18 protein-coding genes and 1 other annotated feature are annotated in these 23,787 nt (G+C 38.4%); of the genes, 1 reads left to right on the top strand and 17 read right to left on the bottom strand.

Going from position 1 to position 23,787, the window contains the following annotated elements:
- Nucleotides 1–311: 311 nt before the first annotated feature.
- Nucleotides 312–2,954 (bottom strand): valine--tRNA ligase, encoded by a 2,643-nt coding sequence (locus tag HF876_RS09740; RefSeq protein WP_169359875.1) that lies wholly within the window; start codon nt 2,952–2,954, stop codon nt 312–314.
- Between the two features lie 45 nt (nt 2,955–2,999).
- Nucleotides 3,000–3,226 (bottom strand) — a binding site (T-box leader).
- 73 nt (nt 3,227–3,299) lie between these two features.
- Between HF876_RS09740 and HF876_RS09735 the strand changes: the two genes are divergently transcribed.
- Complete coding sequence (locus tag HF876_RS09735; protein WP_169359874.1) at nt 3,300–3,491, top strand: hypothetical protein; 192 nt, start codon at nt 3,300–3,302, stop codon at nt 3,489–3,491.
- Here HF876_RS09735 and HF876_RS09730 read toward each other — a convergent pair.
- The 16 genes from HF876_RS09730 to HF876_RS09655 all read right to left on the bottom strand — a co-directional run bounded on the left by HF876_RS09730 (nt 3,471) and on the right by HF876_RS09655 (nt 23,774).
- Nucleotides 3,471–4,157 carry a hypothetical protein gene (locus tag HF876_RS09730; protein ID WP_169359873.1) on the bottom strand — a complete coding sequence of 229 codons (687 nt, stop codon included), beginning with the start codon at nt 4,155–4,157 and terminating at the stop codon, nt 3,471–3,473. The genes HF876_RS09735 and HF876_RS09730 overlap by 21 nt on opposite strands.
- A gap of 228 nt (nt 4,158–4,385) precedes the next feature.
- Nucleotides 4,386–5,678: a glutamate-1-semialdehyde 2,1-aminomutase gene (gene hemL / locus HF876_RS09725; protein WP_169359872.1), complete on the bottom strand. Its 1,293-nt coding sequence runs from the start codon at nt 5,676–5,678 to the stop codon at nt 4,386–4,388.
- The gene (gene hemB / locus HF876_RS09720; protein ID WP_169359871.1) at nt 5,678–6,661 is read right to left on the bottom strand and encodes a porphobilinogen synthase; all 984 of its coding nucleotides are present in this window, start codon (nt 6,659–6,661) and stop codon (nt 5,678–5,680) included. Before hemB ends, hemL begins: the two co-directional genes overlap by 1 nt.
- A gap of 5 nt (nt 6,662–6,666) precedes the next feature.
- Complete coding sequence (locus tag HF876_RS09715) at nt 6,667–7,422, bottom strand: uroporphyrinogen-III synthase (protein ID WP_169359870.1); 756 nt, start codon at nt 7,420–7,422, stop codon at nt 6,667–6,669.
- Nucleotides 7,415–8,344, bottom strand: coding sequence for a hydroxymethylbilane synthase (gene hemC, locus HF876_RS09710; RefSeq protein WP_169359869.1), 930 nt, complete (start codon nt 8,342–8,344; stop codon nt 7,415–7,417). Before hemC ends, HF876_RS09715 begins: the two co-directional genes overlap by 8 nt.
- A 16-nt stretch (nt 8,345–8,360) precedes the next feature.
- Nucleotides 8,361–9,191, bottom strand: a complete 831-nt coding sequence (gene ccsA / locus HF876_RS09705; protein WP_169359868.1) for a cytochrome c biogenesis protein CcsA — start codon at nt 9,189–9,191, stop codon at nt 8,361–8,363.
- Between the two features lie 83 nt (nt 9,192–9,274).
- Nucleotides 9,275–10,639, bottom strand: coding sequence for a glutamyl-tRNA reductase (gene hemA, locus HF876_RS09700; RefSeq protein WP_169359867.1), 1,365 nt, complete (start codon nt 10,637–10,639; stop codon nt 9,275–9,277).
- Between the two features lie 804 nt (nt 10,640–11,443).
- Nucleotides 11,444–12,025 (bottom strand): ribosome biogenesis GTP-binding protein YihA/YsxC, encoded by a 582-nt coding sequence (gene yihA, locus HF876_RS09695; RefSeq protein ID WP_169359866.1) that lies wholly within the window; start codon nt 12,023–12,025, stop codon nt 11,444–11,446.
- Nucleotides 12,026–14,341 carry an endopeptidase La gene (gene lon, locus HF876_RS09690; RefSeq protein ID WP_169359865.1) on the bottom strand — a complete coding sequence of 772 codons (2,316 nt, stop codon included), beginning with the start codon at nt 14,339–14,341 and terminating at the stop codon, nt 12,026–12,028.
- A 160-nt stretch (nt 14,342–14,501) separates the two neighbouring features.
- Complete coding sequence (clpX, locus tag HF876_RS09685) at nt 14,502–15,773, bottom strand: ATP-dependent protease ATP-binding subunit ClpX (protein ID WP_169359864.1); 1,272 nt, start codon at nt 15,771–15,773, stop codon at nt 14,502–14,504.
- A 240-nt stretch (nt 15,774–16,013) separates the two neighbouring features.
- Nucleotides 16,014–17,294: a trigger factor gene (gene tig / locus HF876_RS09680; RefSeq protein ID WP_169359863.1), complete on the bottom strand. Its 1,281-nt coding sequence runs from the start codon at nt 17,292–17,294 to the stop codon at nt 16,014–16,016.
- A 489-nt stretch (nt 17,295–17,783) separates the two neighbouring features.
- Complete coding sequence (locus HF876_RS09675) at nt 17,784–18,968, bottom strand: anhydro-N-acetylmuramic acid kinase (RefSeq protein ID WP_240949723.1); 1,185 nt, start codon at nt 18,966–18,968, stop codon at nt 17,784–17,786.
- A 40-nt stretch (nt 18,969–19,008) separates the two neighbouring features.
- The gene (locus tag HF876_RS09670; RefSeq protein ID WP_169359861.1) at nt 19,009–19,956 is read right to left on the bottom strand and encodes a GNAT family N-acetyltransferase; all 948 of its coding nucleotides are present in this window, start codon (nt 19,954–19,956) and stop codon (nt 19,009–19,011) included.
- Between the two features lie 9 nt (nt 19,957–19,965).
- Nucleotides 19,966–20,943, bottom strand: coding sequence for an N-acetylglucosamine kinase (locus HF876_RS09665; protein WP_169359860.1), 978 nt, complete (start codon nt 20,941–20,943; stop codon nt 19,966–19,968).
- Between the two features lie 61 nt (nt 20,944–21,004).
- A complete protein-coding gene (locus HF876_RS09660) occupies nt 21,005–21,871 on the bottom strand; it encodes a MurR/RpiR family transcriptional regulator (RefSeq protein ID WP_240949722.1) in 867 nt (288 codons plus the stop codon).
- Between the two features lie 55 nt (nt 21,872–21,926).
- Nucleotides 21,927–23,774 (bottom strand): metallophosphoesterase family protein, encoded by a 1,848-nt coding sequence (locus HF876_RS09655; RefSeq protein WP_169359859.1) that lies wholly within the window; start codon nt 23,772–23,774, stop codon nt 21,927–21,929.
- Nucleotides 23,775–23,787: the final 13 nt, after the last annotated feature.

Below are 23,787 nucleotides of genomic sequence, written 5' to 3'. Positions count from 1 at the left end.
CAACACTTCGTGCTGTTCGCGCAACACTTTAGCTTATCTCTGCAACACTTCTAACTGTTCGCGCAACACTTTTCGTCATCTCTGCAACACTTTTTCTCTATATCCTCCTCAGAATGACACTTGCAAGGTTCTACCTTGTTTCCGCAAGGTTCTCTTCCATCTCTGCAGGGTTCTACCTAATCTCCGCAAGGTTCTCTCCCGTCTCTGCAAGGTTCTACCTAATCTCCGCAACGTCCTACCCCTCCCACTCAAAATAAGAAAAAGTGTAGCCAGATACCTCAACGGTTTTGGCTACACTTGCACTTGCTGTTTTACAAGCTATTTAATTCCTCGATACGTTTTAGAACGGTTGCGTGTTTTTCTAGGTAGTCCTGTTCTTTTGCACGCTCTTCAGCTACTACTGCCTCAGGAGCTTTTGATACGAAGCGTTCATTGGATAGTTTCCCTTGAACTAGCTTCACTTCTTTTGCCCATTTTTCTAATTCTTTTTCTAGACGTGCTTTTTCAGCCTCAATATCGATTAAGCCTTGTAATGGAAGGTATAAAAGAGCACCTGTTACTACTGCTGACATCGATTGGCCTGGATCATCTAGGTCTTGACCGATTACTAGAGGTTCTGGGTTACAGAAACGCTCTAAGTATTTTGCGTTTGCTTCTAGTACTGCTAGCGTATCTGCATCTTTTGCAGAAATGTATAACGGTACTTTTTTGCTCATCGGTGTTTGTACCTCTGAACGGATGTTACGAACAGAGCGAATGATCTCTGCAAGTAGCTTCATGCTTGCTGCTTGGCTTTGATCAGAAAGCTCTTCGTTCACTGTCGGCCATGCCGCTACTGTAATCGATTCGCCTTCATGCGGTAGGTTTTGCCAAATTTCTTCTGTTATGAAAGGCATGAATGGGTGTAACAAACGCATCGTGTTGTCTAATACGTATGCTAGAACCGAGCGAGTCATATGCTTCGCTTCTTCGTCATCTCCGTTTAGTGGAAGCTTAGACATTTCGATATACCAGTCACAGAAATCATCCCAGATGAAGTTGTATAGGGCACGACCAACTTCGCCGAACTCATATCTCTCTGAAAGTCTTGTAACTTGCTCGATTGTTTCATTTAAACGAGTTAGGATCCAAGCATCTGCAACGGATTTTTTCCCATCTAAATTAATTTCCTCGTATTTCAATCCATCCATATTCATCAACGCAAAGCGTGAAGCATTCCAGATTTTATTGGCAAAGTTCCAAACGGCCTCTACTTTTTCTACTGAGAAACGTAAATCTTGTCCTGGAGAAGAACCAGTGCTTAAGAAATAGCGTAGTGAATCTGCTCCGTATTTATCGATAACATCCATTGGGTCGATACCGTTTCCAAGGGATTTAGACATCTTACGCCCATCCTCTGCACGAACAAGACCATGAATTAATACATCATCGAATGGGCGAGTTCCTGTAAATTCTACTCCTTGGAATATCATACGTGACACCCAGAAGAATATAATATCATAACCTGTAACAAGGGCATTGGTTGGGTAATACTTCTTCATTTCTTCGTTTTCTACATCCGGCCAGCCTAGCGTAGAGAAAGGCCATAAAGCAGAGGAGAACCATGTATCTAGTACATCTTCATCCTGCTTCCAATTTTCTTCGTCTGCTGGAGCCTCATGCCCAACATACACTTCGCCAGTTTCTTTATGGTACCACGCTGGAATTCTGTGTCCCCACCAAAGCTGACGGGAAATACACCAGTCATGTATATTTTCCATCCAACGTAAATACGTTTTTTCAAAACGTTCCGGTACAAAGTTTACTTTACCCTCTGATTCTTGAAGCTTAATCGCCTCTTCTGCAAGTGGCTGCATTTTTACAAACCACTGAGTAGAAAGGTAAGGCTCAACTACTGCTCCGCTTCGCTCAGAGTGGCCTACAGAGTGTGCATGCTCTTCAATTTTAAATAAAACACCTGCATCTTGAAGATCTTTTACGATTTGTTTACGGCATTCAAAGCGATCCATTCCTTCATATTTAGCTGCATTCTTGTTCATTGAACCATCTTCATGCATAACTAAAATACGCTCTAGGTTATGACGGTTACCTATTTCAAAGTCGTTCGGGTCATGAGCTGGTGTAATTTTAACTGCACCACTACCAAACTCCATATCTACGTAATCATCTGCTACGATTGGAATTTCACGGCCAACGATTGGTAATTTCACCGTTTTTCCGATTAAGTGTTTGTAGCGCTCATCTTCAGGATGTACTGCAACCGCTGTATCCCCTAGCATTGTTTCTGGTCGAGTTGTTGCAACATCGATCGAACCAGTACCATCTGCAAGTGGGTAATGCATATGATAGAATGCACCCTGTATATCTTTATGAATTACTTCGATATCAGAAAGTGCTGTTTTTGTAGCAGGATCCCAGTTGATAATGTATTCCCCGCGGTAAATCAAGCCTTTGTTATAAAGCTTAACAAATACTTCCTTTACTGCATTGGAAAGACCCTCATCTAAAGTGAAGCGTTCACGAGAATAGTCTAAGCCTAAACCTAGTTTTGACCATTGCTTGCGAATATGTCCTGCATATTCATCTTTCCATTTCCAAGTTTCTTCCACAAATTTTTCACGACCTAGGTCATATCTCGAAATATTGTCAGCACGTAATTTTTCTTCTACCTTTGCTTGTGTAGCGATACCTGCATGGTCCATTCCTGGTAGCCATAGAGCGTCATATCCTTGCATACGCTTCATGCGAATAATAATGTCTTGAAGAGTTGTATCCCAGGCGTGACCTAAATGTAGCTTCCCTGTTACGTTAGGCGGTGGAATCACAATGGTATATGGTTCCTTTTCGCTTTCTGGATGCGCCTCAAAATATTTACCTTTTAACCACCATTCATAGCGGCCTTTTTCGATTGACTGCGGATCATACTTGGTTGACATCGTTGTCTCATTTGTCATATCGTTTCCTCCTTAAAAAAGAATATAAAAAAACTCCTATCATCACTAAAGGACGAAGGAGTTTGTTCGCGGTACCACCTTTATTCGCAGATGCAATACAACACATCACGCTCTCAATTAGATAACGGCTTCAAACCGGCAATTGCTACTGTTAGTTCACAAAAGCTGCTCTTGGGCTACCTTCAAATGGTGGCTAACGGAAACATTTCAGCAAATTGTTTCCTTTCTTTAGATAACCGTGTCATTTTACTCTTCCCATTCATAGCATCCATATATAGTTGTTTTTATTGTATAGGATATTATTATATGCCGTCAAGCATAGTCTTGTGAAAGGAGGAAAACACTATGAAAAGAGGATACAACCCCTATTTACTGCCCGACTGGTTAAGAAGAACTCGTTTTTACGTGAAAGGAATCATTATACCAATCGGTTGCTTTCAACTTGTTCGTGTTTTAATTGTTCCAACAACATGGGATTTTCTCTTGCTAGTATTTCTAGCATTTCTTGGTTTTCTATTATTTAAGGACATTATTTGATGGAAAGGAAAGCTTGGTATACCCATCCTCCAAATTAAATATAAACTGTAGCTCAGAATCATCCTCAGCCGGGCTTTCCACTTCTCTATTTTTAATCGTCACATTAGTCTGCTCCTGAACTGGTTCCTGTACCGTACGTGGGGACTGCTGTTCATTACTTACAACGGCCTCTCTATGGCTACTAGACTCTAATACTAGGGTTTCTTCTACTTCTTCAATCATTTCTTGTCTTACCTCTGCTACTACTTCCTCCGTTTTAGGACGATGCGTTTCATATTCACAATTGACTAGCCATACGATTTCAATACCATCTGACTCTGCCTTGCAATTTATAGTTTCTATACTTACTGTTGGTAACGTTTCGGCTTGTATTCTATCTTTACTAATCTCTACACTCATCGGTACCGCATATTCAAAATAACCAAGCTCACCGTTTAAATCTAGGTCTTCGATTTCCGTAAATTCACTTGTTGCGTGATGCTCCACTTCACCTTCCTCAAACTCCACGTGACAAGTAATATGATAAATACCATTGATATGCACCATGTTGTCCATTTCCTCATGAAAATACTGAGGGGTTACATTGATTGTCTTTACTTCCTTAGGCACTCCAAAGCTTTGCGGAAAACAGAACTGTTCCTTAACTTCCCAACTTTTAACTTCCATTTTTCATCCTCCTTCATATAGGACAAATTATGTTTCAACGTAAGAAAATATGAAAAATACCTTACGAATATGCCAGCTTTTCAAAAGTTTTACCCCAGCCTTCGCTTTCTTTCTGTTTTCTCGGGGAGTTTCGCCTGTACTTACAGCTATTTGTAAATATAAAACAGAATACAAAAAAAACAGACAAGCCAGTCTAATTGCTTAGAACGTTTGTCTGTTCAATATTTATTATCGAGCTAACTTTTCAAACACTGTATGGAAGGCTTGAATTGTTTTTTCGATATGCTCCTCGGTGTGCGCAGTGGAAAGGAACATTCCTTCAAATTGAGAAGGTGGTAAATAGATTCCTTCCTCAGCCATTAGACGATAGTATTTTGCGAATAAGTCTAAGTCTGCTGTTCTAGCTACGTCATAATTCACTACATTTTCATTAGTGAAGAAGAAGCCAATCATAGAACCAGCACGATTTACTGTATGAGGAATGTTGTATTTGCTTGCAGCTTCTTTGAATCCTTTTTCAAGCATGTCACCAAGCTTTACGAAATACTTATACGTATCCTCGTTCAAGCGTGATAATGTCTCATAGCCTGCTGTCATCGCCAGAGGATTCCCTGATAGGGTACCTGCTTGATATACAGATCCTGCTGGTGCAATCATTTCCATGATTTCGCGTTTCCCACCGAAAGCTCCTACTGGTAGGCCACCTCCGATTACTTTACCTAGACAAGTCAAATCTGGAGTAATACCAAAATGTCCTTGTGCACAGTTATAATCTACACGGAAACCAGTCATTACTTCGTCAAAGATTAAAACTGTTCCATTTTTCTCTGTTAATTCACGCAATGCTTCGAGGAATCCTTCAATTGGAGGTACAACTCCCATATTACCTGCCACTGGCTCCACAATAACTGCTGCTAAATCGTCACCAAAGTTTTCAAACACGTAGCGAACACTCTCAATGTCATTATAAGGTGCCGTAATCGTATTTTTAGCAATCGACTCAGGAACACCTGGGCTATCTGGCAGACCTAGTGTAGCAACACCAGAACCGGCTTTAATAAGCAGGCTGTCTCCATGTCCATGGTAGCACCCTTCAAATTTTAAGATCTTGTTGCGGCCAGTGTAACCACGAGCTAATCGCAAAGCACTCATAGTAGCCTCTGTACCAGAGGAAACCATACGGACCATCTCAATAGATGGCACTCGCTCCATAACTAATTTTGCAAGTTTGTTTTCAACTAACGTAGATGCTCCAAAGCTAGTCCCAGTTGCAGCTACATCTTGAATTGCCTTCACGACATTAGGCTCCGTATGACCTAAAATAAGTGGTCCCCAAGAAAGTACGTAATCAATGTATTCATTACCATCAATATCTTTCAAGATAGCGCCTTTTCCACTTTCCATGAAAATCGGATCCATGTCGACCGATTTAAACGCACGAACCGGACTATTTACGCCACCTGGCATTAAGTCCTTTGCTTCTGCAAATGCTTCTTTAGATAACTTGTATGATTTAGACATTATTTCTCCTCCAACCAACGTGCTACATCTTTAGCATGATACGTTAAGATGATATCTGCTCCAGCACGTTTCATTCCTGTTAACGTTTCTAAAACTGTTTCTTTTTCGTTTATCCAGCCATTGATGGCAGCAGCCTTCACCATTGCATATTCTCCGCTTACGTTATATGCCACAATAGGGGCGTCGAAGCTATTTCTAACATCACGAATAATATCCAAATACGCTAATGCAGGTTTTACGATTAAGAAATCTGCTCCCTCTTCGATATCAGAAGTGGCTTCGCGCATAGCTTCCATTCGGTTAGAATAATCCATTTGATAGGTTTTACGGTCTCCAAATTTAGGAGCTCCATCTGCCGCTTCACGGAATGGACCATAATAAGCGGATGCGTATTTAACTGCATACGACATAATTGGTACATCGTGAAAACCAGCTCTATCTAATCCTTGACGAATAGCAGTTACAAATCCATCCATCATGTTAGAAGGTGCAATAATATCTGCTCCAGCTTGAGCCTGACTCACCGCTGTCTTTGCTAACAAGTCTAATGATGGGTCATTCAGTATTCTTTCATGCTCATCTACTACTCCACAGTGACCGTGATCCGTAAATTCACATAGGCAAGTATCAGCTATAACAACTAAGTTTGGATGACGCTCCTTGATAAAGCGAATTGCCTTTTGCACTATTCCATGATCATGATACGCTTGAGTTCCCTCCGCATCCTTTGTTGCAGGTAAACCAAATAAAATAACGGATGGGATTCCTAAAGAAACGACCTCATCTACTTCTTCACCTAAACGATCTAATGAAAATTGGAAAACTCCCGGCATGGAGTTAACGGGATTTTTAATATTCTCTCCATCCATAACGAAAATCGGATAGATTAAATCCTCTTTATGTAAGTAAGTTTCTTTTACCATTGCTCTAATACCAGCCGATTGTCTTAAACGGCGGTGACGTTGAAAATATAAGTCTGTCATTACATTCATCCCTTCCATTGAGCTAGCGCATTTACTACCTCTGTTAAAGTATAGGTTTTAGGCATTACCTGCACGGTAACACCTAATGATTTTAAATGGTTTTTCGTTATATGACCAATAGCACATACGGTAAAGCTATTATAGCCTAAATCCTTGCCAATCGTTTGATGAAAGGCATTCACCGAAGAAGGACTTGTGAACACTACCGAGCAGCTTTTCCCACTAGTTAAAAGCTCCTTCACCATCTCTACATTATCTTCTAGCATCACGGTCTCATAGACTGTCCATTCATCAACTGAATTGACCAGACCCTCTGTAATTGTATTTTTTGCAAGATTCCCTCGGAAATACAAACATGTATCTTCCGGTGCTGCTACCCGTGGAAATTCTTTAATAAAAACATCTGCACTAAAGGTAGTCGGCATAAAATCTATTGTAAATCCAATTTTCTCGAGAGCTGACGCCGTTTTTGAACCGACAGCGGCCATTTTAACCTGAAAAGCTTCTACACCTAAATGATAGGTAAGCATCTTTTGATGAAAGGCAGCTACACTTGCCTGACTCGTAAATATAAACCATTGGTAAATTTTACTGTTTAAGAGTTTATCTTTGTCTTCGGGCTCCACAATCTCCTTAGTAGCTATGAAGGGTGCCACATAGGGAACCCCTCCTAAACTAGCTGTAAGATTTGCTGCCTCATCTGATCTATTCACCCCTGTAAAAATGATATGCTCATTTTGTAGAGGTGAATTTTTAAACATTTAAATCAGCCTTAACCTTTTGGATTAAATCGAAAGCTCCTTGTTCCGTTAAAATTCGTGCCGCTTCTTTCCCTACTGTTACTGGGTTTGTTCCAGATACTACTTCTTTGTACACAACAGATGCATCTGGTGCTGCAATAAGTCCAGTGAACGTAATCTCATTGCCATTCATAACAGCATGCCCTGCAATCGGAACCTGACACCCGCCATCCATAGCAGCCAAAAATGTACGTTCAGCAAGAACGGTATCCCAAGTTTCTTTGTCTGAAAGTTTTTGAAGCTCATTTAGAAGCTCCTTGTCATCTTCACGACATTCAACTCCCAATGCCCCTTGCCCTACCGCTGGAACACAATCCTCAACGGAGATATACTCTGTTACTACTTCATCACTCCAGCCAAGTCGTTTAAGTCCAGCTGCTGCTAAGATTATAGCGTCATATTCTCCATCTTGAAGCTTTTGCAGCCTTGTATCCACGTTGCCTCGTATCCACTTAATCTCGATATCTGGACGTAATAATAGTAATTGAGCGCTTCTGCGTAGACTACTTGTCCCTACAATAGCTCCCTTAGGTAAATCCATTAGCTTCACATGTCCTGTAGAAATGAAAGCATCACGTTCATCGATACGCTTAGGAGTACATCCCATTACTAAGCCAGGAGGCAAGACTGATGGCATATCCTTCATGCTATGTACGGCAAAATCTATTTCCTTGTCAAATAACGCTTGCTCAATTTCCTTAACGAATAGACCTTTCCCTCCAACTTTGGAAAGTGTTACATTTAAGATTTGATCACCTTTTGTAACAATCTCTTTTATTTCAAACTCAAATGGTGCGCCCATATCTTTCATTTGTTGAATAAACCATTTCGTTTGTGTTAGAGCTAATTTACTTCTTCTTGAACCTACAATAATTTTACGCATAAACACGCTACCTTTCTTAATACCAAAAATGGAATTGTGATAATTGACTACCTAGTAAAAAATTTATTATAACAAATAAAAATGCATATACGTGAATCCACGCATAATTCGTTCCTTTATATCGTACACCCTTTCTTATTAAAAGAACGACAATATATAGAACTAATAGAATAAAGGAATTAACAATCTTAAAATCAAATATAGAAAACTCATTTAAAGATATATAAGCCCATTGTAACCCAAGAACGAGACTTACAAACAATAAAGGTATTCCAGTAATAATAGACAGAGTCATTCCTGTTTCCGCATGCTGTAGCGAAGGTAATCTACTAAATTGCTTTGTCCACTTTTTCTTCTTCAACACTCTATACAATATCAAATAAAGAATAGAAAAAACAAACGATAAAGCAAATGCTGCGTATGCTAAAAATGCAAATGTAATATGAATGAATAATAACTCCGATCGGAGTGCATCACCCACTGGAGATTGCTCCAATTGACTCGGGGCAAATGTATGGATAGTCATAAATATGAAACCAATAATATTTAGAAAGAATCCAGGCAAATCTGATTTGAATACTAGCTGCATGACTAAGGAAAGCAAAATGATGAGCCATGCATAAAAGTAAATCCCTTCAAACAACGATAAAATTGGAAAGCGCTTCATTTCAACCATATACAACACCAAAAACACCGTTTGAAGTAGCCAGACGATGGAAAGAAGCCCTACCGCCAAGCGATGAACTTGCCGATCCTTATTAAGATAATCTATAAAATAGAAGACAAGGCTAACGGATTGAAGGACGACCATAATCTCGTGGAGCCGTGTCATCGTCAAATCAGCCATATAAATTTCTCCCTTTGTACAACAAAAAAGGCATTTTTATATCTCTCTAGTTTCCATAAAGATACAAAAACACCTCCTTTAGATTAATTGAACGTTAAGTTCTCTTTTAAATCTTGATGCATTAACGCTTGCTTCAAATTAATTTTTGCTTTTTCAGCTTGGCTTTCTACTTCCTTCTTTACATCATCCTCAATACCAAAGATCTGTTGGAATAATTGAAGCTGTTCACCTGGATTTTTAGAAGTAGAAAGCTCTTTAGCTTGTAGTATTGGCTCTTTTAAAAGCTGATTAACAATTGATTTCGTATGTTTATTTAATATTTTTCGTTCACGATCAGATAAGTTCGGCATCTTGTTTTCAATAGAACTCATTGTTTCCATTTGAATTCTGTTAGCTTTCTGACGTAAAGCAGATATGATTGGCACTACTCCAAGCGTAGCTACCCATTCATTAAACTGATCAATTTCTGTCTCAATCATTTTATTGATTTGGACTGCAGCACGTTCTCTTTCTGCAAGATTCGCTTCTACAATTCCTTGAAGATCATCAATATCATATAAGAACACGTTTGGTAAATCACCGATACGTGGATCTAAGTCTCGCGGTACAGCAATGTCTACCATGAATAAAGGCTTCCCTTTACGTAAACGGTCTACGAATTGCATTAGTTCCAGGTCAATTACATATTCAGTAGCACCTGTAGAGCTGATAAGAATATCCGCCTCTAATAGAGCACATTGAAGTTCGTCCATCGGTTTAGCATTTCCAGCAAATTTAGAAGCAAGCTCCTTTGCTTTCTCATACGTACGATTTATAACTGTTACCTTTTCAGCCCCGCTACCATGTAGGTTTTGGATAGCTAACTCGCCCATTTTTCCGGCACCTAAAATGACCACGTGCTTATGATTTAACGAACCAAATATTTTTTTACCTAACTCAACTGCCGCATAAGAAACAGATACTGCATTTTCACCAATAGATGTCTCCGCATGAGCACGTTTCGCAAACGTCACTGCTTGTTTAAATAATTGGTTAAATATCGTGCCAGTTGTCCCATTTTCTTGCCCATTTAAAAAGCTCTTCTTCACTTGTCCCAAAATTTGAGTCTCGCCTAGAACCATGGAGTCGACTCCAGCAGTAACACGGAATAAGTGATTATTTGCTTCATTATCTTCATGAATAAATAAATATCTAGAAAGGTTCTCCATTGGGATATCGAACCAATTTGCTAGAAATTGTTTAACATAGTATCTTCCTGTATGCAATTGATCTACAGTAGCGTAAATTTCAGTACGGTTACATGTAGACACAATAACGTTTTCTAAAATACTTTTCTGTTCTTGTAACGCCTGCATCGCATTTGGAAGCTCAGCTTCAACAAAAGAAAGCTTTTCACGAATCTCAACAGGTGCAGTACGATAATTGACACCTACCACTAGTGTGTGCATGGAGTCATGTCACCCTTTCACGTTCATTTCATAAGACCTATTATAGCATAGGTTCACAAGTAGAGAATTCGACATTTGTGAACAAGCTATGAAATCTTATTTAGAATTATTATAAATTAATAATAGCAAAAACTATTCGCATATACAAACATTCTGTCCAAGTTTATAAAAGATTAACTATTCAAATTTAATTTTTGACCATTATCATAATTCCTATTTTTATTTAAATCACGATAATTAATACTTTTTAATACTTTTAGCTTTGTTAAAGTTATTGGTTGATTTTGCTAACTATTCATTTTTATAGTGACTGTAGACATAAACAATAGCTATTAAGAACATATATAGATGATGAAATTGAAATTGGTGACATTTTTTGCTATGTTTCTGGGAGTAAATTTGTTAGCGCTTTATGGATGCTAAAGCTGCTCCATTTATTGATTGGAGCACCAGACGGCGACTCCTACGGGATGAGTGAGACAGATAAGACCTCACAACCACGCGCGTAAGCGATGGGTGAGGGCTTATCGCTCACCCCGAGGAAAGCGTCCGGCTGGGGCGGAAATCAATTCTACTCTCTGATTTAAAATTTCTTTGTATTACAAATCAACCCTTTTGTTTAAGCTCTCGGCGAATGCCTTCCGCTCATCTAAACGACGCTTGCTGGTAATTGGTGCTTTATTAGATTAACTATTTGCACAAAAAAAGATTAACTAAGGATGGTATTCCCCAATTAATCTTTTTTAATCTTATCTAGACTTATTAACGACTTAATTTAAGGCAAAAAAAGTGTATATGAAAATACTACATTCTAGTTTCGATTTCCTTCCAGGCTGCATCGAATCCTAGCCCAGTTTCGGAAGAGAAAACAATTAGTGGATCGCTTTTATCCATTTGAAGTTCGTCTTTTACAATCTTCTTATGTTTGTCCCATTTTCCTTTAGGAATTTTGTCCGCTTTTGTAGCGATTACGATACATGGAATGTTGTAATGCTTCAAGAAATCATACATCATACAGTCATCTTTAGTAGGTGGATGTCTTAAATCCACTATTAATAGCACGCCTTTTAGAACCTCACGAGAGGTAAAATAAGTTTCGATCATTTTACCCCACGCGGCACGTTCCGATTTTGATACCTTTGCATATCCGTATCCAGGTACATCGACAAATAGCAGATCTTCTTCTAGCTTATAAAAGTTCAGTGTTTGTGTCTTACCTGGCTTGGAAGAAATACGAGCCATGCTTTTTCTTCCAATCATCTTATTGATGAACGAAGATTTTCCAACATTGGAGCGCCCAGCAAGCGCAAATTCCGGTAAGTCACCTTCTGGATATTGCGCTGGTCTTACGGCACTTATTAATAGTTCGACGTTATGAATTTTCATTTATTTTGCCTCCTCTAATGCAAGTTGAAGCACCTCTTCAGCATCGGAAACAAAATGGAATGTTAATACTTCGCGAACACTTTCTGGAATATCTTCAATATCACGCTCGTTGTCTTTCGGACAAATAATTGTCGTCAAGCCAGCGCGATGAGCACTTAATGTTTTTTCTTTTAAACCACCGATTGGCAACACTCGACCTCTTAATGTAACCTCACCCGTCATCCCGACCTCACGTAAAATTGGTCGTTTAGATAGTGCAGAAACAAGTGCCGTCACAATCGTTATACCTGCAGATGGGCCATCCTTTGGAACAGCACCTTCTGGTACGTGAATATGAATATCCTTATTTTCATGGAAGGTAGGATCAATTCCGAAATCAGCTGCCTTAGAGCGAACATAAGATAAGGCCGTTTGAGCGGATTCCTTCATAACATCTCCAAGTTTACCTGTAAGCTGTAATTTACCTGATCCGGCTGATAAGGAGACCTCTATTTGAAGTGTATCCCCACCAACTGTTGTATAAGCAAGACCAGTTGCTACGCCTACTTGATTTTCCGATTCAGCTTGTCCATAACGGAATTTTCGCTTACCAATAGTATCTTCCAAATTCTTTGTGGAAATAGTAACTCGTTTTTTATCACCTGAAACAATGAGCAGAGCTGCTTTACGGCAAATATTAGCTAATACTCTCTCTAAGCTACGAACACCCGCCTCACGAGTATAATAACGAATGACATCTATAAGTGCATCGTCCTTTACTTGAAGCTGAGTTTTCTTTAATCCATGCTCTTTAAGCTGCTTTGGTAGCAAGTGATTTTTAGCAATAGACAGCTTTTCAATTTCTGTATATCCCGCAATTGATATAATTTCCATACGGTCTCTTAATGGACCTGGAATTGTGCTTAAATCATTAGCAGTAGCAATAAACAATACATTGGATAAATCATAGGTCTCCTCAATGTAGTGATCACTAAAGGAGTTATTTTGCTCTGGGTCTAGCACTTCTAGCATTGCTGCTGCAGGATCTCCACGGAAATCATTGGACATCTTGTCAATTTCATCCAAGAGAATTAACGGATTGATCGTTCCTGCCTTTTTCATCCCTTGAATAATTCGACCAGGCATAGAGCCTACATAGGTTCTTCTATGTCCACGGATTTCTGATTCATCTCTTACCCCTCCAAGAGAGATACGAACGAATTTTCTACCAAGTGACTCTGCAATAGATTTGGCTAATGAGGTTTTCCCCACTCCTGGTGGCCCAGACAGACAAAGAATTGGTCCTCTTAGTGATTTAGTCAATTGACGAACTGCTAAATATTCTAGTACACGTTCTTTAACAGTTTCTAATCCATCATGATCGCGATCTAGAATTTGCTCTGAGCGTTTAATATCTAACTGGTCTTCTGTAGAATTGGACCATGGAATAGAGACAATCCATTCAATATAGTTACGAATTACTCCACTTTCTGGAGCTTGAGTTGGCAGCTTTTCATAACGGTCTAATTCCTTCAGTACATTCTTTTTAGTAGACTCAGGTAAACCTGCTTTTTCAATTCGTTTTTTTAACTCGGCAACCTCGCCAGTCTTACCTTCTTTATCACCAAGCTCTGTTTGAATCGCCTTCATTTGCTCACGGAGGTAGAACTCTTTTTGTGTTCTTTCCATCGCATTTTTAACTCGATTGTTGATTTTTTTCTCAAGATTCAAAATTTCTTGTTCATTATAAAGCTGCACGATTAAAGTTTCCATGCGCTCTTTAACATCCATAATTTCCAAAATCTCTTGTTTGCCTGAAATCTTTAACGGCAGAGCTGCTGCGATCATATCAGCTAATCTACCTGGTTCTTCAATATCAGCTACTGAACGATATGTTTCCTCCGATACGTGCTTCGAAGCTTTAGAATACTTTTCGAAATTATGTAATAGAGTACGCATTAAAGCTTGATCTTCTTGATCAGCGTTTTTAGGCTCAATATAAGCCGATACAGTAACTTCATCAATTGTATCCGTCACTTTATATTCATCCCAAATGGCACGCTGTAAACCTTCCACTAAAACTCTCATCGTTCCGTTAGGTAATTTAACCACTTGTTTTATGTGTGCAATTATTCCCACATCATAAATATCCTCTTGCACTGGCTGTTCAATACCTAAATCCCTCTGAGCAGAAAGAAATAGTTTTTCCTCACGTTCCATTGCTGTATTCAAAGCGGCGATGGAGCGCTCGCGACCTATATCTATATGAAGCACCATGGTAGGAAATATAAATAATCCACGAAGGGGTAATACCGGGTAATACGTCTTTTCTGCCATCTTGGAAGTCACCTCCATCATATTGTATCCTTTATATATCCTAATAATACAGTAAATCCTCTGGATAAAAAGAGGTAGATTTCACTCTATAAAGAGAAATAGCTGACATCCTTGCTCGCGCCTGTGCACGTAGTTTGGAAGCCAGCTTTTTCAATGGCTATTAAGCCGATGTTTTTTCGTTGTCTATTTCTTTAAGTTCAGACCCATCTTCCAATAAAAGCTTAGGACGAGAGTGTTGTGTAATTGTTTCTTTCGTAATCACACATTCCACAATATCGTCACGAGATGGTAATTCATACATAACGTCTAACATTGTATTTTCAATGATAGAACGTAATCCACGAGCACCAGTCTTACGCTCAATAGCTTCTTTCGCAATCTCCACTAAAGCTTCATCTTCAAATGTTAACTTAACATTATCCAACTCAATCATTTTTTGGTATTGCTTCACTAGTGCATTCTTAGGCTCAGTAAGAATCTGCACTAATGCATTGTTATCCAATTGCTCTAAGCTAGCCAATACTGGAAGACGACCTATAAATTCTGGGATTAAACCAAACTTTAGTAAATCCTCAGGAATTAATTGGGATAATACTGATTTTACATCTACTATTGCTTTATTTGGATCCGCACCGAAACCAATTACTTTTTCACCTAAACGGCGTTTAATAATTTGTTCGATTCCATCAAATGCTCCTCCAACGATAAACAATATGTTGGTTGTATCAATTTGAATGAATTCTTGATGAGGATGCTTACGTCCGCCTTGTGGTGGAACGCTTGCAACAGTTCCTTCTAATATTTTTAGAAGTGCTTGTTGTACCCCTTCACCTGAAACATCTCTAGTAATAGAAGGATTTTCAGATTTTCGAGCTACTTTATCTATTTCATCTATATATATAATACCTTTTTCTGCTCTTTCAATATCATAGTCTGCTGACTGAATAAGCTTTAACAGGATATTCTCAACATCTTCTCCAACATACCCAGCTTCTGTTAATGAAGTCGCATCTGCAATAGCAAAAGGAACATTCAGAATTCTAGCTAAAGTTTGAGCTAGTAAAGTTTTACCGCTCCCTGTTGGTCCGATTAAAACTATGTTTGATTTAGATAATTCAACTTCATCAATTACGCTATTGGAATTAATACGTTTGTAATGGTTATAAACAGCTACTGCAAGTGATTTTTTTGCTCGCTCTTGGCCAATTACGTATTCATCAAGAATAGCTAAAATTTCTTTTGGTTTTGGAACTTCTTTGAACTCTACTTCTTCTTCTGTGCCAAGTTCCTCTTCCACTATTTCAGAACATAGATCTATACATTCATCACAAATGTAAACTCCAGGTCCTGCAACAAGTTTACGAACTTGTTCTTGTGGCTTGCCACAAAAAGAACATTTTAAGTTCCCTTTTTCATCATTGAATTTGAACAAAATATTCACCCCTATTCAAGCCATTATCTTACAAGATTCTTTGTCCAGAATCAAATAATAAGTTTGCTTAAGATTTATTCTATATACGCTGTAACATCGGATTGCATTACTCAAGGCAGTATTCAGACTAGATACAAGTGACAACGATAGCAACAGCGCCATACTAAAAAAGTTATGTATGTATAAAACAAGGCACAGACAGATGCTGTACCTTGTTATATTATAACGCGTTATGTGTAATTATGAAATTTTAGCGTTTTCTACTAAGAATTCCACAGTTTTTTGGAAGCGAAGGTCTTTTTCAAGAACTTCCGTACCACCAAGTGCACGTTTAATATCATCAGCTGACATATTGAATTGAGCACTCATTTTTTCTAGTTCAGCATTAACCTCTTCTTCAGAAGATTGAAGCTCTTCTTTTTCTGAGATAGCTTCAATAGTTAATTGTACTTTCACACGTTTTTTAGCATCTTCTGTCATTTGCTCACGTAAAGCAGCTTCGTCTTGACCAGAGAACTGGAAGTAAAGTTCTAAGTTCATACCTTGTTGCTCTAAACGTTGACCAAATTCTTGTAACATGCGGTCTACTTCTGTTTCGATCATAGCTTCTGGGATATCGATAGTAGCGTTTGCTGCTGCAGCTTCTACTAAATCATCACGAAGGTTTTGTTCAGACATTTGTTTTTTCTCTTCAGTTGCTGCTTCTTTTAGCTTAGTGCGTAAAGCTTCAAGACCTTCAACCTCAGCATCGATTTCTTTAGCAAGCTCGTCATTAAGTTCAGGAAGTTCTTTTCCTTTTACTTCTTTAACTGTTACTTTGAAAGTTGCTGCTTTACCAGCTAATTCTGCTGCATGATATTCTTCTGGGAATGTAACTTCTACGTCTTTTGATTCGCCAGCTTTAACGCCAACTAATTGACCTTCAAAGCCTGGGATGAAAGAGTTAGAACCGATTTCTAAAGGATAATCTTGTCCTGCTCCGCCTTCAAATGCTTCTCCGTCTACAAATCCTTCAAAGTCGATTACTGCAGTGTCGCCTTCAACGATTGCATCTTCTTTTACAACTAATTCAGCTAAACGAGCTTGATGCCCTTTAAGTTGCTCTTCGATTTCTTCGTCTGTAACTGTTTGATCTAACTTAGTAACTTCAAGACCTTTGTAATCGCCAAGAGTTACTTCTGGTTTTACTACTACATTAGCAGTAAACACTAAAGGTTGACCTTTTTCCATAGTTACGATGTCGATTTCTGGACGATCTACTGGATCGATTCCAGCTTCATCGATTGCTGAAGCATATGCTTCAGGAAGAATGAAATCTAATGCATCTTGGTATAAAGACTCAACTCCGTACATTTTTTCGAAAATTGGACGTGGCATTTTCCCTTTACGGAAACCTGGTGCATTAATTTGCTTAACCACTTTCTTAAAAGCTTGGTCTAAACCTTTGTTTACTACATCAGCAGCAACTTCAACTGTTAAAAGACCATTATTTCCTTCTTGTTTTTCCCATTTAACTGACATTTATTCTACCTCCAATAAATAAATTACAATAATTTAGTAGCCTGTATATTAAAAGTTTGAAACTTAACAGGACAGTTTTTCACTAATTATATTGACAACTTGTATATTATAGCATAACTGACTAGACTTTCAACATTATTGATATACAAGTAAGCTCGCCTATTTTCCTAGTAAACTTTTTTCTATATGCTATGTAAAGGTTTCAAAACTATTACCTAATCAGATAACCTTCATTACTTATAATCCTTTAATCCTTATAAGGTTGTCAACTATAAAATCGGAATTGCCGTTCTTTACTATTCATAAAATGAATTGATTTTATAATTTGGCTTTGTTAAAGGGTAGGGATGACTTATGATGCAAAGAAACATTAGATCAAAGAGTAAAATTGATTTTTCGCACTAGCCAGACGGTTTACTCGGGGGGAGCGATAAGTCATCATCCGTCATTAACACACGCAGTTTTGATATTTTAGCTGTCTCAATCAGCCTACACAATCAAATTTCCCCAAGCTATTTTGCCCATAACAACTGCTTTTTTAGCCCCGGTAGCGGCAGGAAGGTTATTTGTTTTTTTCTTTAAGCATTGATAGCCTAATAAAGCGAAAATTACCGTCTCTTTAGCATCTGCGCTTATTTCATATGCTTCCATTCCAACCACAGAAACACGATCGGACATATAAACTTGCAGGCTTTTGAATAGTGTCAAATTATGTCTCCCTCCGCCGCTAACGATTACTTCCTCTATCTCTGCAGATTCAATAAATTTTAAAATCTCTGTAGCAATCGTCCGTGCAGTTAATGCAGTAATGGTAGCAATCCGATCCTCCAGACTAATAGCTAGATGTTCAGCTTCCTCCCACAGTATTCTCGCAAATTGAGTTCCAAACATCTCTCTACCGGTGCTTTTTGGGTAATTCTGATGGAAGAACGGATAAGCAAGTAGCTTAGTTAGCCATTTTTCATTCACCTTACCGCTTGCTGCTATAGCTCCCTCGCGATCATAGTCATGCTTCCCATTTGTTGCCCAATTGACAAATGCATCAATGATCATATTTCCCGGGCCGGTATCGTATGCAATAACCTCCGATGCTGTAGCTCCTTTCGGAAGGACAGTTATGTTAGCAATTCCTCCTATATTAACGAGCACTCTCCCATGACTCTTATTCGTATAAAGCATATGATCAGCATAAGGGACTAACGGAGCTCCCCCTCCACCTACAGCCATGTCTCGAGTCCTAAAATCACCAACAGTTGTAATACCGGTACGTTCAGCAATTACTGCTATGTCTCCTATTTGTAGAGTGGATGTAATATCTCTTCCTTCAATGTTAATTGAAGCCGGCTGGTGAAAGATAGTTTGACCATGGGAGCTTACAAGTAAAATATCTTGCGGCGTTAAATTTGCTTGTTGAATAATAGATAAGGTAGCTTCAGAGAAGATTTCTGCTAAATACATATTCATGCTACTAATGTCTGCTATTTTTGCTATTTCAGGAGTGCAAATTTCTCTAAGCTTTTGTTTTAGTTCCCTTGAGTAAGGGAGTGACAAATACGTTACCAAATCTATTTGTAAATTGTCATTAGTATCAATCATTTTAATGAGAGCTGCATCTACTCCATCAAGTGATGTTCCGGACATAAGACCAACTACATAGCTCGTTTGCTCTTCCAAATACATCTCTCCCTATAAAGAAATTAATAATAAAAGCATATTAGAGCACTTTTCTATAAGAGGTATAGCCTTTCCAAACCTCATAATCTAATTTACGATAAAAATCGACAAGCCCTGTCCAATCAATGACAATATGTTTAATGTCTCTATTTCTTAGAAAAGCTATAGCAGCTTGTACGATTGCTATACCGTAGCCATTACCGCGTTCTACGGAATCGACTCCCAACGGTCCTATCCCCCCTAATTCTTGGCTGAATAGAGGTGCCCAATACACGTTTTGAGCGATTAAAGGTGAGCTATTATCGTTTATCCTTGAAAATCCAATAATCTTATTTTCTTTTTTAAGAACGGCAAACTCTCTGCCATTCCCTCCCTTTTGGAAATATTGATGAGCCTCGTATTCCCACCTCCCTGGGAAGCATCGATGTAAAAATGCAAGGAACGCCTCCTTTTCCTCATGCTTTAATATCGAAAATTCAACATTAGGTAGGGCAGGTAATTCTTTCGCTACCTCTCCCTCATATTTACAGAGCATATCGAACTCTTTTCCAAAAGAATGATAGCCTCGTGTTTCAAACCAATTATCATAGCTATCTAACGGGACACCAGGGAAATAATGCCATGGGTCTTTTCCTAATAATATTTCTTGCATTCCAGCTAATTGAAAAGCCTCCTCTGCATGTCTTAATAGATTAGATCCGATTCCCTTGTTACGGTACTCATGATGAACAAGGATTACTTGAATCCAGCCTGTTTTATCCTTCATCGGTATCTCTACTTCTTCCTGCCACCTTTTACCTACTACGAACCCGATTATTTGACCTTCCTCATTTACAGCTATTCGCGAAGCATCATAGCAAATATTTTCATCCTGGAAACTATTTTGCTCAAATAGCTCCTTTCGCATTGGAAAATCTTTTCCTAGCTCTTGATTCCACAAACTCACCAATTCATCTAGTCTATCTAACTGCCATTCTATCAACTGCATGCTTTCACCTCAATTATCATAGTTTGTTCTATTAAATGTTTCTAAAAAATACTCATCTATTTCTATATTTTCTTCTAAAAGAGCAGCAACTACTGCCCCGCCTGCCGGAAATATTTTAGGGAAGATTATATCCACATGAATACCTTCATTTTTAATCGTTCTTTCGATTGATTCTTTCAAAACGTCATATCTATTAAAAAGTCCACCTACTAAAACAACTCGTATAACATCATTCCCTTGGCTGAATAGCTGTTTTACAAGAGCAGATATAGCCATTCCAAGCTCTGCTCCATTCTGATCGATGATATGCTTGGCCATTAAATCATTACGTTCTACCGCCTTCATAACAAGCACCGTGAGAGAGGATATCAGCTTTTTCGGATTTTCTGCCTGATAAATAATCGGAATAATATCCGGTAATTCTTCTTTATTGAAATGCTGGATAAGTAGGTCAGACAATACTGTTTGTTCAATGAGACCATCTCTCGCTTTAAAGGCAGCTTCTAATGCATCTCGTCCAATGGCATATCCACTACCTTGATCTCCAAACAGATGACCCCATCCTCCTACACGCGCTCGATCGGAAGCTTCATTTACACCGTATGTGATTGCTCCAGTTCCAGCAATTTGGACTACCCCTGGTTTTCCTATTGTCCCGGAATAAAGTGCTGTAATCGCATCATGGTCTATAGTAATACTTACCTCTGAGGAAAATAGAGGTTGTAGTATGGCTTTTAAGGCGTCTTGATTGGTTATATTGCCCGCTCCTGCCATCCCAGCAAATACACGCTTTACTAGTAGGAAATTTTGTGGTGCCAATTCTTTTAGTTCCCTTATAAGCTTTTGCAGTTCTGATTGGACAGCTATTTTGCCCGTACTATTAATATTAGTTCCACCAACCGTTGCTTTTGCTACTACTTCACCTTTAGATGTAGCAATGATTCCAGTAGTTTTCGTTCCTCCGCCATCAATCCCTAATACATACATTCTCTACACCCCTTTTGACAATAAACAAGCCAACTCATAGAAGAGTCAGCTTATGAATAAATTATTTCTTTGAATCCTTTGATAGAAAATTGACCGCATCTCGAGTAGCATCTAAATACTTTACCGTTTCTTCATATTGCAGAGAAGCAACTCCCATAAACAAAATATCCACCACTTGCAGCTGTCCAATTCGAGACGAGGTAGCGCCACTACGAAACGTTGATTCTCTTGTGGCAGACGTATATAGCTTAATGTCTGCAATTTTAGAAACAATGGAGTTACCATATTTCGTAATACTGATAATAGAGATACCTTTTTCCTTAGCAAGCTCTAAAACTCTTGCAACTTCTGATGTCTCTCCAGAAAAGGAAATTGCCACCACCACATCCCCTTTTCCCGCAGTAGCGACGAGTGTCATTGCTAAATGCATATCTGGAAAGGCATAAGAGTTCTTGTTAATGCGTAAAAACTTTTGTTGAGCATCTTGTGCAATGATATTAGAAGCACCTACTCCAACAAAATGGATTGTCTTTGCCACTCTAAGTAGGTCAATAGCTTTTTCTAATTCTTCGGTATTTAGCATTTCTGCCGTTTCTCGAATCGTTTTAATACTATTGTTTGTCATCTTATCTATTATCGACATAATCGGTTCGTTCGGTTCAATATCTCTAAAACCATGCTCTGTTGTCTTTTGTAAATCTCCTGCAATTCTGAGCTTCAGATCTTGTAAGCCTTTTAAATCTAATGACTTACATAGCCTGATGACTGCCGCCCCACTAGTAGAGCTTCTTTTCCCTAATTCAACTGCAGTTAAAGAAATTGCCTCTTGGGGATGATTTAATATATATCTTGCAATTTTCTTCTCAGAGGGTGGCAATGTATTCACCATTTCATTTAGCATAACTAGTCCACCGTTGGCAGATGACATAATTTATCCACTCATTTCTTCCTTGAAATAGCTTTTTAACTATACCTCTTCCTTTTTACTGGGTCACCGGAGGTATTAAGTTAAAAGGCTTGTATTCATAATATATACCGTTAGATTGTATATGGAGTAGCCCGTAACCAATGTTATTCTCCTGCTTCATTACATATTTTTTTGGTGAGGCATTGCCTGTAATAATGTATCTCACTCCGCTAACTTCCCATTGGTCTTGCGTATGTAAATGTCCAAATAATACTACAATGTCTCTAGAAGGTAATTCTTTTTTGTGTTCGGTAAGTATTTCTACTAATTGAACGGAATCTTCATATACCATTTCATGTGCAGTTCCAAAATGGTCCTTAGTAGGTACATGAGTAAGTACTACAATATGCTTTTGCTCATGGGTAGATAATACTTCCTTCAGGTAGGTTAACTGGGTTGAGTCTGAAAGCGTGAGACTTTGCCCTAAAGCACTATTTAAAAGGATAAACAGTACTTTCCCATACGTAAAATGATAGGATGGTGAACCCATAATGCTCTGATATAGCGTTAAGTTTCCTCGAAATGCTTCATGATTCCCAGCAAGCGTTAATATGGGTATGTGCTTCTTCATATCCGAAAATAGAGATGTCTTCGCTAACTTAAATTCCTCTTCTGTTCCTTGATCTACAAAGTCACCCATATGTATGATAAACTCAGGTGCTTCCTCCAATAAATGTACTAAAGCAGCTTTTCCATGCTCCAGCGTATGTGTATCTGGAATTATGCCTACTATAAAGTTGTCCTCGTCTATTGGCCCTTTTATAGAGTGAACAACAAAATTTTGCTGATATGGGTCCATTTCATTTCCTGCTCGATCCTTTGTATGAATAGAAAGGTGATGTGGACCATCTATTAAATGAGTACTAGATATTGCAAATCCCCAGCCGTTTTCTTCATCATAGAACACTTTTTGCTTTTCATTGTTAATAGTAAGAATTATATCGTTCTTTTCAATCCCACTATGTTCATCACAAAGTCGAAAGCCAATTCGCGGTGTAGCTGTATGAATTACAGCGGTATCACTTGGTGTGACATCAGATATAATGGGACATTCATGATCTTCACTTAAATCTATTAAATAATTTTTTTCTAGATGCGGTACCGACCAATTACCAGCCAAATCTTTTACTTGGATGCTAACTTTACAATTTCCCTCTTGAAGCTCTTTTACATGATAATATATTTTGTTCGCTCGAACAGAAGGAACAACCAATTTATTATTGATTTTCATGATTAAAGAATCGAAATCTACACCTGACATGTCATCGCTCACTACTGCAGAAAAGACAAAGGAATTTCTATATATCTTCTCCTTTTGCGGTAATATGTCACTAAAAATTGGTCCCGTTAAGTCTTGATCATCTACATATACAAATGTAATATGATCCAAATAGAACTTTCCATTAATACTGGAGTCTTTTTGATTAACCAAATTTGTTTCAACTGCATATATTTGCTCCAACCTTAATGGAAGCTTCCAGTTTTGCTCCAACTCTACATCTAAGTATTTCCATCCATTCCAGCTTATATTTTGATTAGTTAAGTTAATTATCTTCCGTTCATTATCTCCATCTATTATGGTTGCTCGTAGCCATGGTGTTTTTCCATCACTATGGACCCATACTGCCAGCTTTTTTGGCATCTGCTGTGTCACTAACTTTTTTTTAAACTTGATATACATAGCTCCATTTCCTTTAACCCAACCTCCGTAGTTAAAGCTAACCTCTAAGCTATACTTTCCATGCTTGACGTAATCTTTGTTTAAAGATAAATAATAGGAGGAGACAAAGGAATGATTGGTTTCATAGTCACTAAGATTGGCATTATTGAAGTCGTCCAAGATTAGCTTCTTATGTTCATTCATCCTTTTTCCTCCT

Source organism: Psychrobacillus sp. BL-248-WT-3, assembly GCF_012843435.1.
Lineage (GTDB): Bacteria > Bacillota > Bacilli > Bacillales_A > Planococcaceae > Psychrobacillus.
The sequence above is the reverse complement of the archived record's forward strand: the minus strand, read 5'-3'. Positions and strand labels throughout refer to the sequence as shown.

Excerpts from the sequence above, each read along its gene's own strand:
- HF876_RS09740 (WP_169359875.1), bottom strand. The coding sequence starts at position 2,954 with ATGACAAATGAGACAACGATGTCAACCAAGTATGATCCGCAGTCAATC.
- HF876_RS09735 (WP_169359874.1), top strand. The coding sequence starts at position 3,300 with ATGAAAAGAGGATACAACCCCTATTTACTGCCCGACTGGTTAAGAAGA.
- HF876_RS09730 (WP_169359873.1), bottom strand. The coding sequence starts at position 4,157 with ATGGAAGTTAAAAGTTGGGAAGTTAAGGAACAGTTCTGTTTTCCGCAA.
- hemL (WP_169359872.1), bottom strand. The coding sequence starts at position 5,678 with ATGTCTAAATCATACAAGTTATCTAAAGAAGCATTTGCAGAAGCAAAG.
- hemB (WP_169359871.1), bottom strand. The coding sequence starts at position 6,661 with ATGACAGACTTATATTTTCAACGTCACCGCCGTTTAAGACAATCGGCT.
- HF876_RS09715 (WP_169359870.1), bottom strand. The coding sequence starts at position 7,422 with ATGTTTAAAAATTCACCTCTACAAAATGAGCATATCATTTTTACAGGG.
- hemC (WP_169359869.1), bottom strand. The coding sequence starts at position 8,344 with ATGCGTAAAATTATTGTAGGTTCAAGAAGAAGTAAATTAGCTCTAACA.
- ccsA (WP_169359868.1), bottom strand. The coding sequence starts at position 9,191 with ATGGCTGATTTGACGATGACACGGCTCCACGAGATTATGGTCGTCCTT.
- hemA (WP_169359867.1), bottom strand. The coding sequence starts at position 10,639 with ATGCACACACTAGTGGTAGGTGTCAATTATCGTACTGCACCTGTTGAG.
- yihA (WP_169359866.1), bottom strand. The coding sequence starts at position 12,025 with ATGAAAATTCATAACGTCGAACTATTAATAAGTGCCGTAAGACCAGCG.
- lon (WP_169359865.1), bottom strand. The coding sequence starts at position 14,341 with ATGGCAGAAAAGACGTATTACCCGGTATTACCCCTTCGTGGATTATTT.
- tig (WP_169359863.1), bottom strand. The coding sequence starts at position 17,294 with ATGTCAGTTAAATGGGAAAAACAAGAAGGAAATAATGGTCTTTTAACA.
- HF876_RS09670 (WP_169359861.1), bottom strand. The coding sequence starts at position 19,956 with ATGCAGTTGATAGAATGGCAGTTAGATAGACTAGATGAATTGGTGAGT.
- HF876_RS09665 (WP_169359860.1), bottom strand. The coding sequence starts at position 20,943 with ATGTATGTATTAGGGATTGATGGCGGAGGAACGAAAACTACTGGAATC.
- HF876_RS09660 (WP_240949722.1), bottom strand. The coding sequence starts at position 21,871 with ATGTCATCTGCCAACGGTGGACTAGTTATGCTAAATGAAATGGTGAAT.
- HF876_RS09655 (WP_169359859.1), bottom strand. The coding sequence starts at position 23,774 with ATGAATGAACATAAGAAGCTAATCTTGGACGACTTCAATAATGCCAAT.